Annotated in this window: 14 protein-coding genes; 8 read left to right on the top strand and 6 right to left on the bottom strand. The window is 59.9% G+C overall.

Going from position 1 to position 16882, the window contains the following annotated elements:
* The first annotated feature begins 104 nt into the window (after positions 1-104).
* The 5 genes from WG900_RS14235 (at position 105) to WG900_RS14215 (ending at position 7715) form a co-directional block, all read left to right on the top strand.
* On the top strand, positions 105-2783 hold the full coding sequence (locus WG900_RS14235; RefSeq protein ID WP_339968144.1) for a winged helix-turn-helix domain-containing protein: 2679 nt from the start codon (positions 105-107) through the stop codon (positions 2781-2783).
* 82 nt (positions 2784-2865) lie between these two features.
* Positions 2866-3795, top strand: a complete 930-nt coding sequence (gene kce, locus WG900_RS14230; protein WP_339967949.1) for a 3,5-dioxohexanoate:acetyl-CoA acetone transferase — start codon at positions 2866-2868, stop codon at positions 3793-3795.
* A gap of 21 nt (positions 3796-3816) precedes the next feature.
* Positions 3817-6135, top strand: coding sequence for a 5-amino-6-(D-ribitylamino)uracil--L-tyrosine 4-hydroxyphenyl transferase CofH (cofH, locus tag WG900_RS14225; RefSeq protein ID WP_339967947.1), 2319 nt, complete (start codon positions 3817-3819; stop codon positions 6133-6135).
* Positions 6136-6147: 12 nt separating this feature from the next.
* Entirely contained in the window at positions 6148-6798 is a 651-nt protein-coding gene (cofC, locus tag WG900_RS14220) for a 2-phospho-L-lactate guanylyltransferase (protein WP_339967946.1), read from the top strand.
* A complete protein-coding gene (locus WG900_RS14215) occupies positions 6795-7715 on the top strand; it encodes a TIGR03619 family F420-dependent LLM class oxidoreductase (protein WP_339967945.1) in 921 nt (306 codons plus the stop codon). The genes cofC and WG900_RS14215 overlap by 4 nt, the downstream gene beginning before the upstream one ends.
* 41 nt (positions 7716-7756) lie before the next feature.
* Here the strand turns inward: WG900_RS14215 and WG900_RS14210 are convergent, their stop codons facing one another.
* Genes WG900_RS14210 through WG900_RS14200 form a run of 3 tightly spaced genes read right to left on the bottom strand, consistent with a single transcriptional unit; the run spans position 7757 to position 11012 of the window.
* On the bottom strand, positions 7757-8572 hold the full coding sequence (locus WG900_RS14210; protein WP_339967944.1) for an SDR family NAD(P)-dependent oxidoreductase: 816 nt from the start codon (positions 8570-8572) through the stop codon (positions 7757-7759).
* Positions 8573-8574: 2 nt separating this feature from the next.
* Positions 8575-9726, bottom strand: coding sequence for an oxidoreductase family protein (locus tag WG900_RS14205; protein ID WP_339967943.1), 1152 nt, complete (start codon positions 9724-9726; stop codon positions 8575-8577).
* 2 nt (positions 9727-9728) lie between these two features.
* Positions 9729-11012 (bottom strand): MFS transporter, encoded by a 1284-nt coding sequence (locus WG900_RS14200; RefSeq protein ID WP_339967942.1) that lies wholly within the window; start codon positions 11010-11012, stop codon positions 9729-9731.
* A gap of 126 nt (positions 11013-11138) precedes the next feature.
* On the opposite strand from WG900_RS14200, the gene WG900_RS14195 reads away from it, so the two are divergent.
* The 3 genes from WG900_RS14195 to WG900_RS14185 are packed head-to-tail and all read left to right on the top strand — an operon-like array spanning position 11139 to position 13627.
* Positions 11139-11525 (top strand): nuclear transport factor 2 family protein, encoded by a 387-nt coding sequence (locus WG900_RS14195; RefSeq protein WP_339967940.1) that lies wholly within the window; start codon positions 11139-11141, stop codon positions 11523-11525.
* A 4-nt stretch (positions 11526-11529) separates the two neighbouring features.
* A complete protein-coding gene (locus WG900_RS14190) occupies positions 11530-11973 on the top strand; it encodes a limonene-1,2-epoxide hydrolase family protein (protein WP_339967939.1) in 444 nt (147 codons plus the stop codon).
* 4 nt (positions 11974-11977) lie between these two features.
* Entirely contained in the window at positions 11978-13627 is a 1650-nt protein-coding gene (locus WG900_RS14185; protein WP_339967938.1) for an FAD-dependent oxidoreductase, read from the top strand.
* A 35-nt stretch (positions 13628-13662) separates the two neighbouring features.
* Here the strand turns inward: WG900_RS14185 and WG900_RS14180 are convergent, their stop codons facing one another.
* Genes WG900_RS14180 through WG900_RS14170 form a run of 3 tightly spaced genes read right to left on the bottom strand, consistent with a single transcriptional unit; the run spans position 13663 to position 16878 of the window.
* Positions 13663-14730, bottom strand: coding sequence for a class I SAM-dependent methyltransferase (locus WG900_RS14180; RefSeq protein WP_339967937.1), 1068 nt, complete (start codon positions 14728-14730; stop codon positions 13663-13665).
* A 10-nt stretch (positions 14731-14740) separates the two neighbouring features.
* Positions 14741-15802, bottom strand: coding sequence for an LLM class flavin-dependent oxidoreductase (locus WG900_RS14175; RefSeq protein WP_339967935.1), 1062 nt, complete (start codon positions 15800-15802; stop codon positions 14741-14743).
* Positions 15799-16878 (bottom strand): oxygenase, encoded by a 1080-nt coding sequence (locus WG900_RS14170; protein ID WP_339967933.1) that lies wholly within the window; start codon positions 16876-16878, stop codon positions 15799-15801. The genes WG900_RS14175 and WG900_RS14170 overlap by 4 nt, the downstream gene beginning before the upstream one ends.
* Positions 16879-16882 lie beyond the last annotated feature (4 nt).

Below are 16882 nucleotides of genomic sequence, written 5' to 3'. Positions count from 1 at the left end.
GGTAGGAGATCGCGCTTGCGCTTAAGAGATTCCTGTTGAATACGAAGCGCAGATCAGATGGCGGACAACCGGTCCTCCCGGTCTTTGGGCAGAGTTTGACTGATATGGGCGTTGTCTCGACAACCATCGTGCCGCCGCGCGCAGCACACAAATACGTCGTCCGTGAAACCATCGAGCGGCTGGTCGATGAGGTTGGCGCGTCCCGCGTGGTCACCGTCAGCAGTCCGGCAGGCTTCGGAAAGACCACGGCCATGCTGCGCTGGGCAGACCTGCTTCACGAAGGCGGCCGCCCAGTGCTCTGGATCGCCGCTAGGGCGGGCATCGATTCGCTCGATTCCTTCAAGGTCGCGCTGCAGCAGGCGCTGCTTGCTGCTGAACTGCCGACTGCCGATGCCTCAATCGAGCACGATGCCCGTGCCTGGCTCGCCAGCCTTTCCGACTTTTCCGGCCCGAAACCTGTGCTGTTCATTGATGACGCGCAATTACTCAACCCGGATATTCGCGATTTCATCGAACAGCTTATTGCCAGCGCACGCGACGCTTTGACCACGGTCATCGCCTCGCGCGGAGAGTGCGGCATCAATCTGGCTCGCTTGCGCTCACTTGGTTATCTGCTCGAAGTAAGAGTTCGACATCTGTGTTTCGATTCCGAAGAATCTGCGCGATTGATCCAGCAGCTGATCGAATTCCCGATCCCGTCGGAGGAGATCCAGCGGATTGTCGTCGATACCCAGGGCTGGGCGGCGGGATTGATCCTCGCCGCGGGAGCCTGGCAGCGGGATATGCTCGAAGGGTATCCTCCCGAAGGCGGGGCGACCGGGATCCGGCATGAATTTGCCAGCTATTTCCATGAAGAAGTGATGGAGGGCCTGCCGCAGGACATCCGGGACTTCATCGTCGGCACCTCGATCCTTGGTGAGCTGACGCCATCTGTCTGCGCTGCCGTGATCAACACCGAAGACGCGCGGATCATGCTTGAGAAGGTGTTTGAGCGGGGTCTGTTTCTCAACGAACTTGATCGAGAGCTCAGTCGCTATCGTTACTACAAGCTGTTCCGCGACATGGTGTTCGGACGGCTGATGATGCGCGCGCCAGAGCGGGCAACCGAACTGCATCGCCGTGCCAGCCGCTATTTCGCCGCGAATGGGGAACTTCAGCTTGCACTCGACCACGCAGTCCAGAGCGGCGACAAGGAATTTCTGGCTGATCAGTTCGAACTGCTTGCCGATCCGATGATCTATGGCGGGATGCTGAACCGCTTGGACGATCTGGCCAATGACCTCCCTTGGGAGCTGTTGCAGACCCGGCCATCGCTGATGCTCGCTATGTCCTGGCGGCGCAGTAGGCGGCTGGCGTTCAAGTCATCCGAGCGTTTGATTGAAGCGGCTGAGCAGGCTGTCGCCGCCAAGGTCGCAAGCGGAGATCTGGATGACTATGGTGCCGAACAAATGGGCCTGCGTGTCCGCCACCGCCGGATCATGCTTGAGGCGGCGCGTGACAACATGGTGTTTGTTGAGCGGCAGTCGGAAATCCTGCTGGACGATCTTGGCGATGAACATCCTTATCTGAGTTGCACCTTGCTCGCGCAGCTGCTGTCGGCGCGCCGCGAACTCTATCACTTCCATGACATGCTTCGCCTTGAGGCCGAGCTCAGGAAGGCCTTGGGCCGTCCGGGGTCGGATTTCGCTTCGATTGCGCTGAAATCCTCGGTTGCCCCCACTTTGGTGGCTCAGGGCAAAACGCAGATGGCCCGCCAGTTCCTCACAGAAGCGCATACTCTGGCGATGGATATGGAGGGCCAGGTTTCCGGGCTGGCAGCGCTGCCTGCCCTGCCGCTCGCGGAAATCCACTATGAATGCGGTGAACTGGAAAAGGCCGCTCGGTTGGTCGAAGGGTATCTTCCCTCGATCCGGCAATGGGGCTTTGTCGACCAATTGGCTTCCGGCTATCTGGTCCGTGCTCGTTTGGCGGCTGCCGAAGGCGACTATGCCTCGGCACTTTCGGGGCTGGAAGAAGCCCACCTTGTCGCCATTGAGTGCGGGCTTGACCGACTGCGGGCGCTGGTGATTTCCGAACAGATCCGCATGCTGGTTAAACTCGGACAGCTGGAACAGGCAGAGCAGCTTTTCTGGTCTAGCGACCTGAAATTTGAAGGCGAGCCGGTGCCGACACTCAATCCCACCCGGCTAAATGAATGGATGGCCACAGCGTGGCTACGGCTGGAAATGCATCGGTTCCGGCTCGTTCGCTCACGCAAGGTTGCCAAACGTTGGCTGGAATTTGTCCGCAAGCGCGGCGCAATACGCTCGGCCGTCACTTTTGAACTGCTGCTGGCGGAAATCGCGATCCTGTCGGGCAATCGCTCCGAGGCGCGGCGTTCGGTGCGTTCGGCGGTTGAACTTGCCGAGCCTGGCGGGTGGATTCGCCCGTTCATTGATGAAGGAGAGGCCATCGGCGCGCTTCTGGTGGAGGCCTATGGCAGCGGGCCGGTGCTGGATACGCCGGTTGACAAATTCGCCGCCAAACTCGTGTCCGTGCTCAAGGGCACAGCGCAGATGGAGGAAGTGGAGGACGACTACGGTCTTGCCAGTGGGCTGTCGCTGCGAGAGGTGGAAATCCTCACGCTGGTCAGCGGCGGTTTGAGAAATCGTGAGATCGGTGACCGGCTTGGTCTGACCGAAGGCACAGTCAAATGGTACATGCAGCAGATATATGACAAGCTTGGGGTGCGCCGCCGGCCGCAAGCTGTCATCCGGGCGAGGCAATACGGAATTTTATCCTGACGTCCTATCTTGCGAAAGGCTGATGCTGAAGGCGCGAGCCTAAACTGAGTTCCTGGTTCATGGGAACTTTTGGGAGCGGACATTGGCCAAGGGCAAGGTAATTATCAGCTGCGCGGTGACCGGCGCCATTCACACGCCAAGCATGTCACCGCATTTGCCAGTGACGGCGGACGAGATTGCCGAAGCTGCGATTGGTGCGGCAGAGGCGGGTGCGGCAATCATTCACTTGCACGCGCGCAATCCGGTTGATGGTCGACCTGACCAGAATCCCGACCTGTTCGAACCTTTCCTCAAGGTGATCAAGCAGCGCTCGGACGCGGTGATCAACCTCACTACAGGTGGGCACCCGTCGATGACGCTGGAAGAACGACTGCGTCCGGCAACCCGGTTCCAGCCCGAAGTCGCCAGCCTCAACATGGGCACGATGGGCTTTGGTCTGTTCCCGATGCTTAACCGCTACAAGGACTGGAAGCACGAATGGGAACCGCAGCTGCTCGAAGCATCACGCGATCTGGTCTTCAAGAATACCTACAAGGACATTGAAGGACTGCTGGCATTGCTGACACCGCTCGGCACGCGGTTTGAGTTTGAATGCTACGATACCAGCCACCTCTACAATCTGGCGCACTTCCTTGATCGCGGATTGGTGAAGGCGCCGCTGTTCGTCCAGACCTGCTTCGGCATTCTGGGCGGCATCGGCAGCCACCCCGATGACGTGATGCACATGAAGCGCACGGCTGACCGGCTTTTCGGCGATCAATATGAGTGGTCGGTGCTGGGTGCAGGTGCCAAACAGATGAGCATTGTTGCCATGGCGGCATCAATGGGCGGCAATGTCCGCGTAGGGCTGGAGGATTCACTTTGGGCCGGGCCGGGCAAACTGGCCGAAACCAATGCCGAGCAGGTCCTGACAGCGCGCAAGATCATCGAAGGCATGGGCCTTTCGGTAGCCACACCCGATGAAGCGCGCGAAATCCTGTCGCTCAAGGGCGGAGATCGCACGGCGATCTGATCCGGTTAGGAACTTAGCGACATGACCACCTGGTGGGATCCTGACGAGGCGCGAGACTGGCTGGAGCGGCTGGAAACGCGCCCGCTTGAATTACTGATGGCCGAGGCCGAGGCGCTGACGCTGGCCGGGCACGGCGCGGTTGTGACCTATTCGCGCAAGGTGTTCATCCCACTCACGCAATTATGCCGCGATGTCTGCCACTACTGCACGTTCGCCCGGCGCCCGTCCGAGTTGCCATCGCCCTACCTTGAGCTGGATGAAGTGCTGGCGATTGCCCGTGCCGGCGAACTGGCAGGGTGCCGCGAGGCCTTGTTCACTCTAGGTGATCGTCCCGAGGCACGATATGCCGTCGCTCGCGCATGGCTCGCAGAACGCGGGTTTTCGAGTACACTGGACTATGTCGCGGCTGCCGCGGCGCTGGTGCTGAAGGAAACCAGCCTGCTGCCGCATCTTAATCCGGGTCTGATGGGCGCTGCAGACTATGCGGCGCTGCGCCCGATTTCGGCGTCGATGGGGCTGATGCTTGAGAGTACATCGGAGCGCCTTTGCGAAAAAGGCATGCCGCACCATGGCTCGCCCGACAAGCAGCCACAGGCACGGCTTGAATCGATCAGACAGGCGGGCGAGGCGAAGGTGCCTTTCACGACCGGCCTGCTGATCGGAATCGGTGAGACGCGCCAGGAACGGGTCGAAGCTCTTCTGGCCATCCGCGATCTCCATGCTCGTTACGGGCACATCCAGGAAGTCATCGTCCAGAACTTCCGGGCCAAACCGGATACGATGATGCGCAATGCGGGCGATCCGTCCTTGCGCGATCATCTATGGACGATTGCTGCCGCCCGACTGATCCTTGGCCCGGAAATGACCATTCAGGCCCCGCCAAACCTTCAGCCGGGCGAACTGAAGCAATTGGTTCGCGCGGGGGTAAACGATTGGGGAGGCGTGTCACCGGTGACTCCTGATCACGTCAACCCGGAAGCGCCCTGGCCGCATCTGGTAAAGCTGGAAACCGAGACCGAGACAGCAGGTCGTCACTTGCGCCAGCGATTGGCGATCGGGCCGGCATTTGCCCGCGACCTGAACCGCTGGGCCGATCCGGCGCTCCGCACGCGCATCCGCCGCGCCGTCGATGCAAGAGGATTGCCGCGCGAAGTGGACTGGTATCCGGGCACCGGTGCTGCCGTGCCGGAATGGTTGCCGTCTGTAGTGACAGGTCGCGATCCGCAGATAGCGGTTACGCTGGGTTTGGTCGCGCAAGGCGAAGAGCTTAGCCAGCGGCAGGTCGCTCGGCTGTTCACGGCAGAAGGCCGGGACTTCGATGCCGTGTGCCGCATGGCCGATGAATTGCGGGCGGATCGGGTGGGTGATGCTGTGACCCACGTGGTCAACCGCAACATAAATTATACCAACATCTGCCTTTACCGCTGCGGGTTCTGTGCTTTTTCGAAGGGCAGCACCAAAAGCGAGCGCGGACCGGCCTATAACATCGATCACGCCGAAATTGCCCGGCGCGTGATCGAGGCGCGGGATCGCGGGGCAACCGAAGTCTGCCTGCAGGGCGGCATCCATCCCAGCTATGATGGACATACCTATCGCGGCATTGTCGAGGCAGTGAAGGCAGCCGTGCCGGACATGCATGTCCACGCTTTTTCTCCGCTGGAAGTGCATCACGGCGCGACAACCTTGGGGCTGTCCTATGAGGATTATCTTGCAGGTTTGAAGGAAGCAGGCCTTGCGACCCTGCCGGGGACGGCGGCAGAAATCCTGTCAGATGATATTCGTCAGGTGATCTGCCCTGACAAGATAATGACCGATGATTGGCTGTCCGTGATGCGCGCGGCGCACAAGGTTGGGCTGAAGTCCACCGCGACGATCATGTTTGGCCATGTCGAGACCTATGATCACTGGGCAATCCATCTGCTGCATCTCCGCAGGCTTCAGTTGGAAACTGGCGGGTTTACAGAATTCGTTCCACTCCCGTTTGTGCATATGGAGGCACCCAACTGGCGCAAGGGACAGACCCGTTCCGGGCCGAGCTGGCGCGAAGCGGTGCTGATGCACGCAGTCGCGCGCATCGCGCTGGATGGGGTGATCCCCAATATTCAGGCCAGCTGGGTCAAACTGGGGCCGGACGGAGCGGCAGTGATGTTGCAGTCGGGTGCCAATGACCTTGGCGGGGTGCTGATGGACGAATCCATCACCCGGGCCGCGGGAGGATTGAACGGGCAACTGTTCGATGTGCCGCAAATGCGGGCGCTGACGCAAAGCATTGGCCGTCCGCTGAAGGAACGCAGCACGGTCTATGGAAAACCTCAGCGTCAGATGGCCTGCGTGGACTAAGGCGGCACCACCTTGCAAAAGTGGCGGGCAATAGTCCCGATCAAACAAGGCGCGGCCAGCAAATCACGGCTGAGCGGTGCGCTTGACCATCCCTCCCGGCTTGCATTGGCGGGCGCGATGGCAGGGCATGTTCTTGGCGTGCTTTACCAATGCCCGGCAGTCAGCAGTATTTCGGTTCTGTCGCCTGAGCGTCCGGATAGTTGGGACGGGATCTGGGTCGAAGACCATGGGCGCGGTCTTAATGCCGAGTTGACAGCGTGGCGTGATGAACTGGACGGAGCGCCGGCTTTGGTGATCCACGCTGACCTGCCGCTGGTTTCCTTGACCGATGTAGGCGCGTTGCTGGCCATGGCCGAAAGGCATGGCTCCGCCCTTGCAACCGACCGGGCAGGGCATGGAACCAATGCCCTGGCGCTTGACCATAGTGCGGCCTTCCAATTCCGTTTCGGTCCGATGAGCCGCCTGCTTCACACGGCTCACGATCCTACAATGCCCGTGCTGCGATGCCTAGGACTGATGGCCGATCTTGATACGCCGGATGACCTGAATTTTGCTGAAAGCTGCGGTTTCAAGGTGCCTGCCGCCTGCCGTTGGGAAGGTTCGGCGCTTGCGCACGGATTGCACAAGACAGGCAAGACATTCGATCAGGAGTGCATTCCATGAAGCTCAACGTGGGCGTGCCCAACAGCATGAAGGTCGCCGCCATGGTTCAGCCATGGGAAGGCGCGCTGAGCGGCGCAGACGTTGGCGCGTTGATGGCTGCCGCTGACCGGCTGGGCTTCAACAAGTGCATGTTGGGCGAACATTTCATCATTCCCAAGGAGCATGTCGCACTTTCCGGTGACTGGTATTTTCACACCGTCGTGGCGCTTGGTTATATTGGCGGCCAGACGAAGAATCTGCGACTGTCGTCTTCGGTCTCGATCCTGCCGCTGCAGAATCCGATCGTGCAGGCCAAGGGTTGGTCCACGCTCGATTGGCTGACCGGCGGCCGCGCCGAGGCTCTGTTCGGGGTCGGCTGGCTCAAGGAAGAGTTCGACATGCTGGGCGTGTCGTTCGACAAGCGTGGACGCATGGCCGACGAATATGTCGCTGCGATGATCGAGCTGTGGACGAAGGACGATCCGGAATTCGAAGGCGAATTCGTCAATTTCCGCAATTGCGGCTTTGCCCCGAAGCCGGTGCAGAAACCGGGCGTGCCCATCTGGTTTGGCGGTGATGCCCAGGCGGTGCAGCGGCGGGTCGCCAAATTCGGCAACGGCTGGTCACCCTTCCGCACCCCGCCTGAAACTTTTCCGGATTGCATCGATTTCATCAAGTCGCAGCCCGAATACGATGGCCGACACCTTGATTTCTTCTTCGCGCTGGAAATGCTCAACGTCGGCGCGCATCACGAGATTCTCGACGATCCGCGAGCGCCAGGCACGGCAGACAAGCAGAAGATCCTCGATCAAATTGGCTGGCTGAAAGATCTCGGCATTACCGAAACCATCGTGCCGTTGCCGCCCGGGATCACCGGGGAACAGGCCTGGCTGGATCGGCAGCAGTGGGTGTCGGAAGAAATAATGCCGGTGGTCTGAAAAGGCCCGGTGCTGTGCAAGGCAGGACCGGGCCAATCCTTTTACGCCTGCATCGCCGCCATCATGTCCAGCATGTCGGCATAGTGCGGCTGGTGGTGGCAGATGCCGCCGTCGACTGAAATGATCTGGCCGGTGATGAACGAGCCAAGGTCGGACGCCAGCCACAGCACTGCGCCGGCAATGTCATCAGCCACGCTTTCGCGCGGAAGCAGCACATGCCGCTGGATCATGCCAAGCTGTGCCTCCGTCATCTGTGCACGGGCAACGGGGCTGAGAACCAGACCCGGCAAGATGGCATTGCAACGGATGTTGGCGCGGCCGAACTGCGCTGCCGTGTTGCGGGTCAACGCATTTACCGCAGCCTTGGAAGAGCTGTAGGCCGGATTCAACACGTCGCCGAGAATCGACACGCCCGAGCTGGTGTTGATGATCGATCCGCCGCCGCCCGCGATCATGTGCGGAGCGACGTGCTTGGTCATCAGCATGGTGCCGCGCGAGTTGATGTCAAACGCGGCATCCCACACCTCGGCTTCCATTGCTGCGAGCGAGCCATCCTTCATCATCTGGCCGGCGCCAGTATTGGCCGCATTGTTATGCAGCACGTCGATCCGTCCGAACCGTTCGACCACCGCCGCCACCATCGCAGCAATGCTGGCCTCGTCGCCGAGATCGACAGCATGTGCCATTGCCGTGCCACCTGACGCCGCGATCTCCTCGGCGACGCGCTCGGCACCTGCCAGATTGATGTCGGCGACCACCACGCTTGCCCCCTGTGCCGCAAGCATCTTTGCGCAGGCCTCGCCAATGTTCGCTCCCGCCCCGGTGACGATCGCTACCTTGCCTTCAACCAGTCCCATCATCACTCTCCAAGAAGTTTCCATGTGCCGTAGTCTTCGGCGGCCACAAAAAAGCGTTCGTTCATCGGGATGCCATTCTGACCCCAAGCATCGAGGTTGGCGACCCAGGCCTGAATGCCGTACATCACCCATAACCGTGTTTCTTCCCAGGCTTCCTCGAAGCTGGGCACGCCCTGAGCGCCGGTGGCGATCAGATAGTCGCGATATTGCCGCACCATGTCCTTGTGATGATGGCGGCGCTCTTCAATGCTCAGCGCCCCGATCACGAAATAAGTGAGATCGCGCCACGGACGTCCGCGCCGGACCAGTTGCCAATCGAGCCACAGCCGCTCGCCGCTTGGCAGGATGTAGGTATTGCCCTGATGGCAATCGCCCAACACGATGCAATGTGGTGTGGTTCTGGAGCGTTGGATTTCGCCCAGCCGGTCAAATGCGCGCTCCACCTTGCGCGGATCGGCGAGGTAGTGCTTCGGCGCGATGGCGCAGAAGCCCGGCTCTTCCAGATTAAGCGCGATCCATTGCCACATGATCCGCACCTGATCGCTATCGACTGGCGTATCCATTTCGGTCTGGAGCCAGGGCGCATTGGCCGGGCTGATCTTGTCACTGCCCCACAGGCTGCCATGCAATTTGGCAAGGCCTTCCAGATTTTCCATGATCATGTCGACGCCATTGGCATTGGTCGAATGGCCAAACCGTCCACCGCGCTGGACAAGGTCTTCCAGCACGATGAAGCCGTGCGCGCTGCCATCATCGTCCCAATCGGCGTAATAGCACTTGGCCGTCGGAACTTTCATTTCATGAACCATGAAGTGATAGAACCGGGCCTCCAGCGCATGAATATCGACGTTGTCGAACGAGCCTGACCAGTTGGCCTTCATGCACAGATTGGCTGGCAGTCCGGCAGCGATTCCTGCCTCGTTCCAGTCCACCTTTACACGCCATTTGGTAGTGTGGCTGTTGAGCAGTTCCACAGTTTCCATATTGCTGGCGACGACGCCGGGATATTTGTAGCTCATCATGCGGCTGAGCCACTCAGCGTTTACATTGTCCATCGACGTGGGCAGATGATCCGTCCGCGCCGGGAAGGGCCGGGGAACGCAGTTGGGATCGACAACCGGGTTGTGATATTGCGGTGGTGCTTGAGGATCCATGTTCAACTCCTTGAATTAGAGAGTTCTGGCTTTCTGCCAGCCTTTATCTGTAAGGATGCGAGCAGCAGGAATGCCCCGCCCAGCACGCAGAAAATCATCGCCGTGCCAATTCCCCAGGCAAGGCCGGCACTGCCGCCAACCACGTCGCTGATCTTGCCGATCAGCCAAGTTCCGAAGCCGACTCCAATCAGATTGGCACTGGTTTGCACTGTGGAAATTGCAAGTCCGCGCAGGTTCGGCCCGGCCTGGGTCACAATCATCGCGTTGACCGGGCCGTTGTACGATGAACTGAAGAGGCCCGCCGCCATGATGCATGCGGTCGCAAGAAGTCCGCTGGACAGGCTGACCGCCGCAACACCGCTTATCGCTGTCATGACGGGGATGGCTGAGGCAATCAGCGCCGTTCGGGCTGGATCGAACCCGCCACGCGCGGCATTGATTCGGTCAACGCCCCAGCCAGCACCAAGCCCGCCAATCGAACCGAGCAATCCGTAAGCGATGGCGACGGTCGTGCCGGCTTCGGCCAGAGGCATGCCGCGGCTTTCGACAAGGAAGGTCGCCAGCCAGGTGCTCATGCCATAAATACCAGTCGCGATGCAGGTGATGGCGGCGACACCATAGGCGATGCCGGGGCGAGCCATGAGCTCTTTCAGGCGGGGCCAGAGACCCGTGCTGACTTCGGGTTCCCCCTTGTCCATCTGCCCGCGCTTTGGTTCGCGCAGGGTTAGCAGCAACAATGGCGCCAGCAGGATACCCGGCAGGCCCGCCAGCACGAAGGTCCAGCGCCAGCCATAGGCTTCGACGATCATGCCCCCGGCGAAAAAGGCGATGGCAAAGCCGATGCCTGCACTCAGATACCAGATGCCAATCGCGGTAGCGCGCCTGTCCGTGCCGAAATAATCGGAAAGGATCGACATTCCCGTAGGCGATCCGCCTGCCTCTGCCACGCCGACGCTGGCACGGCCAAGCAGCAGGCTCCAATACCCGGTTGCGGCTGCACATGCAGCTGTCGCACCGCTCCATGCCGTGAGCGCGCAGCTTAGCAGCACCTTGCGGTTGGTTCGGTCCACGGCATAGCCAAACGGGATCGCGGCGAGGGCAAAAGGCAAGCCATAGGCGAGCCCGGCCAGCAACCCGAGCTGCTGACCGGAGAGGTTAAACTCGTCTCCGATCGGCTTCAGCACCAATCCGATAACGGCGCGGTCCATGCCATGACAGGTCTGTGCCAGCGTCAGGATCGCAAGCACGTACCAGCTATAGCCTGTAACGGTGGACCGGTTGGCCACGCATCTCTCCCATGTGTTTCTGCAGGACGAGCATTGCAGAGGGCCGGTGTGCGCAACCTGCCCAAGGAAAGGCGCGGGGGAGGCGGCCTGTGGCAGACCACGGCTCATCAAGGCGAGGGGCGAGAGATGGACAGCGCTGAAACCAACAAGGCAATCGTGCGCCGCTTTCTGGGCGCAGTTGCGGCTGGAAATATCGATGTGATCGAGGAATTGCAGGCCCCCGACTGCACCTGGTGGGTACTCGGACGCGGCGAAGTATCGCGCAAATCCTATACTGACGACGTTCGTGGCATGTTGCTCGCAGCCGATCCGCGCAAGGTCGAGATTATCGGGATGGTGGCCGAAGGTGATACGGTAGCTGCTGAAATCCGATCGGAATTCCACTTCGGCGACCGGGTCTATGCCAACGAGTATCATGACCTTTTCGTGATACGCGCCGGACAGATCGTGCACGGCCGTGAATATTTTGACACCGGTAAAGTGGCGGCCTTCTTTGGGCCGATGGAGGGCTGAAGCGATGAATGCGGAACAGATCGTGCGCGATTTCCTTGCGCTGTTTCATACCGAAAAGCTGGATGCGGTAGCGCTGCGAGCCATGTTGGCGGATGACGCCCGCTACCAGCCGATCGTGCCGATTGCGCCGGTGCGCCAGGGGGCAGATGCCATCGTCGAAGAGCTTGAGCGGCAGTACCAACTCTACGATGAATGCGCCTGCAACACCCTGAACGTCGCAGTTTCCGGAAGCACCGTGTTCACCGAAAGGGTGGATACCGTGCGCCAGCTGGCGAACGGCCAGCGCACCACGACCCATGTTGTGGGCGTGTTTGATCTGGATGCCAGCGGCAAGATCGTCTGGTGGCGCGAGTACTGGGATGCGCTCGACTGCGCAGGCCAGCTTGGCATTGATGACAAGGCGATGCGCAGCATCATGTGCGCGCAAACTGACGCTGCGGGGGAATGATCTGATGAACTACGATGTTGTAATCATGGGCTCGGGGGCAGCAGGCCTTACAGCGGCACTGGTTGCTGCCAAGGCTGGCCTGAAGGTGGCGGTGCTCGAAAAGGCCGCGCATTTCGGAGGGACCACGGCGATCTCGGGTGGTGGTGTCTGGATTCCCGGCAGTCCGCAAGCACAAGCCGCAGGGGTGCAGGATTCCGCCGAAGTGGCGCGAGGCTATGCAATGGCTGTCGTCGGCAACCGCGCTGAAAAGGCACTGATTGACGCCTACATCGATACTGGACCGGCAATGGTCGAGTGGCTGGCAGCGAACAGCTCTGTGCATTTCCTGCTCTCGCCGCCATCGAGCGACTGGTATCCCGAAGTTGCCGGTGCGGCCGACCATGGCCGTTTGCTGGCTCCCGCCGAATTTGATGGAAAGCAGCTTGGCGAGAACTTCAACCGGCTTTCCAAACCGCGTGAGGAATTCAACGCTCCAGGAGGCATGATGATCGATCTGTTCGATCTGCCCTATCTCGAGCGACTGCCTGCCCCCGGTGCGCTGTGGCACATGGCCAAGATCGCCATCCGCTTTGCGCTCGACAAGAAGAAGCTGGGTCGAGGTTCGCGCCTGACCATGGGCACCGCACTGGCCGGGCGACTGCTGCATTCAGCTCTCGAAGCAGGCGTCGATCTTTACGAGAATGCGCCCGTGGAAGGCTTGGTCGTCAGTGATGGCAAGGTCACTGGCGTGCGCGCCAGGATCAACGGTCAAGGTACCGAAATCGCGGCAGCAAAGGGCGTAGTGCTGGCCTCTGGCGGGTTTTCGGCCAATGCCGAGATGCGCAAGGTCTATATCCCCTTCGCCGATCAACACGTCTCGATCCTGCCTTATGCCAATACCGGCGACGGCATCAACGCGGCAACCGTGGCAGGGGCGGCAATGGGGGCGGAAAATCACGTCAACGCGGTCTGGACAGTTGCCTCAAAGCGCACCCGCGAAGACGGATATGTCGAACGGTTCGCGCATCTTATGGACATGTCGAAGCCGGGCTGCATCGCCGTGAACAAGCGCGGGCTGCGTTTCGGAAACGAGGCCAGCGTGCATTTTGTCGAAGCGATGCATGCCAATGGAGCCGTCCCGGCCCATATCATCGCCAATGCCAAGTTCGTGAAGAAGTACGGTATGGGGCTGGTTCTGCCCGGCGGCGGCAAGATCAAGCAGATGGTCGCTTGCGGCTATATGAAAACCGGGGCCACGCTAGCCGAACTGGCAGCGCAGATCGGGGTGGATCCAGCCGGCCTTGAAGCGACAGCGGCAAAGGTCGCTGCTGATGCCGAGAATGGCAAGGACACCCAGTTTGGCAAAGGCGAAACGCAGATCGATATCGAAATCGGCGATGCCAAGCACAAGCCGAACGCCTGCTTCGGTGCGCTGGGCGAAGGGCCTTACTATGCGGTCGAAATCTTCCCCGGCGATGGGTCTACCACAGTCGGTGTGCGGATTGACGAGCACTGCCGGGTCATCGGCCAAAACGGCGCGCCGGTCGGCGGATTGTGGGCAGCGGGCCTAGATGCCAATTCGATCTGGCAGGGCAAGTCACCCGCACATGGCTGCAACGTTGGGCCAGCCATGGTAACGGGTTTTATCGCGGGAAGATCTATCGCAGCCGCCTGATCCCTGTTGGCGGTCCCGGGGCCATCGCAAGCAAATCAGGTTGCACTGCCCTTTCGGATAACCGCAATCGCCAGCCATGAAACGCACGGCTGAGGATCGGCAGAAACCAACGCTGCATGATGATGCATTATCCTATCGAGGATATGCTCATGATCTCGTTCGGACGAGAGGCCGGCAATGAAGCTTGGCCCATTCGCTGCGCGCATGGTCGTTGACCACGAATGGGCGAATTCCGTCAGGTTGCCACTGCGCAAATAGGCATCCCAAAAGGGATCGGGTGAGGGGATAATCGCTACCTGATCGAGTAGAAGGCCGTGGAATGTACCATCGGCAAACGGGTCTTCGATTTGCTCAATTGAGCGTCCTGCAGAAGGACAGGTCATCTGCAAAATATCGTCTTCGGAAAGCAGGCCTTCGCGATGGACTGCAAGAATTGCCTGCCACCAGCAGTCGGCCATCCATTCAAAGCCATGGCTATCATTGCCGCGCCCCATGAATTGGCAGACGGCAACTCCGCCCTCTCGGAGTTCGCTTGCGCGCGCGATCAAAAAATCACGCCAATCGCTTGCGAGCTGGTTTTCGACCGCAGCGACGGCTCCTGGCGTCTTGCTGTAGATGGCCCAGCCGTGATCCGGCACGAGTACCGGATTGCCGCGCATCCAGTGTAGCGCGTTCGAACTCCAGCCAAAATCGACCCGGCCCGCTGGGAGTATCTGTTCAAAATAGGATCTGCCAATAGCTGCCGGATATACATTGGGCCGGCCATTCAGGTAACTTTCAGCTGGATTGGCAAGAGTTACAAATAGAGTATTGAAATCGTTGGTTGGCAGATCAACATGATAGATCTCAATCGCGCTTGTCCTGTGGCCCGATGTGCGGAGCGCGTCGACCGCCGCGGCTAGGGGCACCATAGAGTTGCGGCCCTGCGATGCCCCATAATCGGCAATAGTGATGACCGTTCGTTCCTGCGGATGGCGTAGGCCAACAGCATCAAGAAGTAATGGCAGTGCGGATGTCAGGTTAGCTGCCTGCAGCCGAGAATTGCGATTATAATACCCATCCCCCTGCATTGCAGCGGGGGGCGGATGAGCATCTTTGGCCAATGCTTTATCCTTACCCAGCCTGCCGCCGCTTGGCCTCGGCAACCATGGCATAGAGGCCGCTGTTATAGCTGGTCAGTTGCTCCATCGTCAGGTTGCGATAGGGCGTCATCGGGCAGAGCGAATCCACTACGTCCCAAAAGGGTTCGATCTTGTCGAGCACTTCATCGACCGGACCGCACTTGACGAAGGCTTCGACCATTTCGTCACTGACATTGTCGATCACGCTATCGACGTTGCCGTGCTCTCCTGCGGCAAGCTGGCAGGCGCGGGCCATGTCGCCAAAGCCGACGGCATCGAAGAAAGTCTCGTACTCCTTGTATCCGGCATATCCGGCCACCGTCGCGCGGCTGTCATTGATGGCCTGCTGCTTGTCGTCGTTGATCGCAATCCACGGCCAGGCGTTGATTTCAACATCACTGCGCGAACGACCAAAACGGGCGAGCTCTGCCTCGATGAACGCCTTCTTCTGCACGGTGTAGTCCACCGTCCACAATGCATGGACCATAAGGCCATTGCTGATTTCCAGCGCAAGGCTGGTCAACTTGTCCTTGAGGGCGGCAATCCAGATCGGAATTTCCTCGCGAACTGGCGGCGCGGTGAGCATCATTTCAGTCCATTCGGCGTTGAAATACTCGCCATGGATCGGCTCCATGCCCTTGTGGGCATTGGCGTTGACGTAACGCACCACTTTCACCACTTCGCGCAGGTGCGTCAGCAGCTTGCGCTTGGGCTCGCCATAGATCCCGCAGATTGCGCTGTGCAGCGATGTGCCAAGCCCCAGCACAAAGCGCCCCTGGCTGATCGTATCGAGTTCCATCGCCGCGAATGCGGTTTCGACCGGACTGCGGGTTCCCGCCACGGCAATGCCGGTAGAGACTTTCAGGGTGTCGGTCATGGCGGCAACTGCGGCCATGGGCACGAACGGCGGACCATAGATCTGGAGCGAAAAGCAGCCTTCGAAGCCTATCGCTTCCATCTGCTTGGCAATGCCGCCCATCACGGGTGCAGGCAGAATGGGCATGACGCCCCACCAGCGGCGTTCACCGCCGGTTGCGTTGGTCAGTCTGTTCATTTCCCGTCATATCCTATGATTTCGCTGCAGTCGGCGCTGACATTGTCGCGATAGGCAAAATCCCCACGCGCCTGACGTTCGGCCAGTGCAAGCATCAGAACGCGATACTTCTGCCCGGCCTCATCAAGCGGAGAATGGAGATCCTTGCGCTTTTCAGGCTGCATGTAGCGCGGGCTTTGCGGGCTGGTCATAAAGCTGTCCTGCCGCGAAACCTTGTAGCTGGCCTTCGGCATCAAATAGCGGAAGAAGTTGGTTTTCTTCACATTTGATGTGTTCATCGCGTAGTCCAGCCGGGTGCGATCGCGCGTTTCGGGAACGCAAGGGTGGAACAGTTGGACGTTGTCGCCGGGGCTGAACCGGCCATAGGCAATCGCGGCGTGGCTGCGCAGATAGATCCTGATCACCTGCCGCACCTGCTGCACATCGGCTTTCACTCCGCCAAAAATCTTCATGATCGGTGCGACTGACTTGTTCACGCAGGTGCGGACCATGGTGATGGTCTCGCTGTCGTGGAACACCTCGACGGTTTCCTTGTCCATCTTCTCATCGCCAACAACGTCGGCGTGAAGGAAATCGGCATGAGTTAGGTCAATCAGGTTTTCCAGACTGAGCGGTGCAGTGCAATCAAAGCGTACGGTACCCAGCATATGCATCGGCAGGCCGCCATCTTCGGGCAGATAGGGCAGGCTGGGGATATGCTCAGGCGCGGCGTTGGCCGGATTGCCGAACCAGCACCAGGCATAGCCGTATTTCTCGATAACAGGATAACGACCCACTGCATCGGAATAGGCACTTTTGGTGCCGGTCATGCCCTCGGACGGGTGAAACTCGGCCGCAATCGCCGTGTCTCCTTCACGCCAAAGGAAATAGGGTTGCGAGTAGATCGCGCGGCGGATCGGCTTTTTCGTAACGGCAAAGCTGTGAGCGAGCGGGAACCAGGCGTCCTTCAGCACTATGTCGTGCGGCACCCAGGCATTGACCTTGGCGGCAAATTCGCGCGGGTCGGCTGTTATCGGATCAACATAATCGTCCCCATGGGAGTTTGGGGTGATCGCAGCATCCTTGACGTCAAGCATGATC

It is taken from the genome of Novosphingobium aquae (assembly GCF_037572715.1).
Lineage (GTDB): Bacteria > Pseudomonadota > Alphaproteobacteria > Sphingomonadales > Sphingomonadaceae > Novosphingobium > Novosphingobium aquae.
Note: the sequence above shows the minus strand (reverse complement) of the source record. Positions and strands in the feature narration are given on the sequence as shown.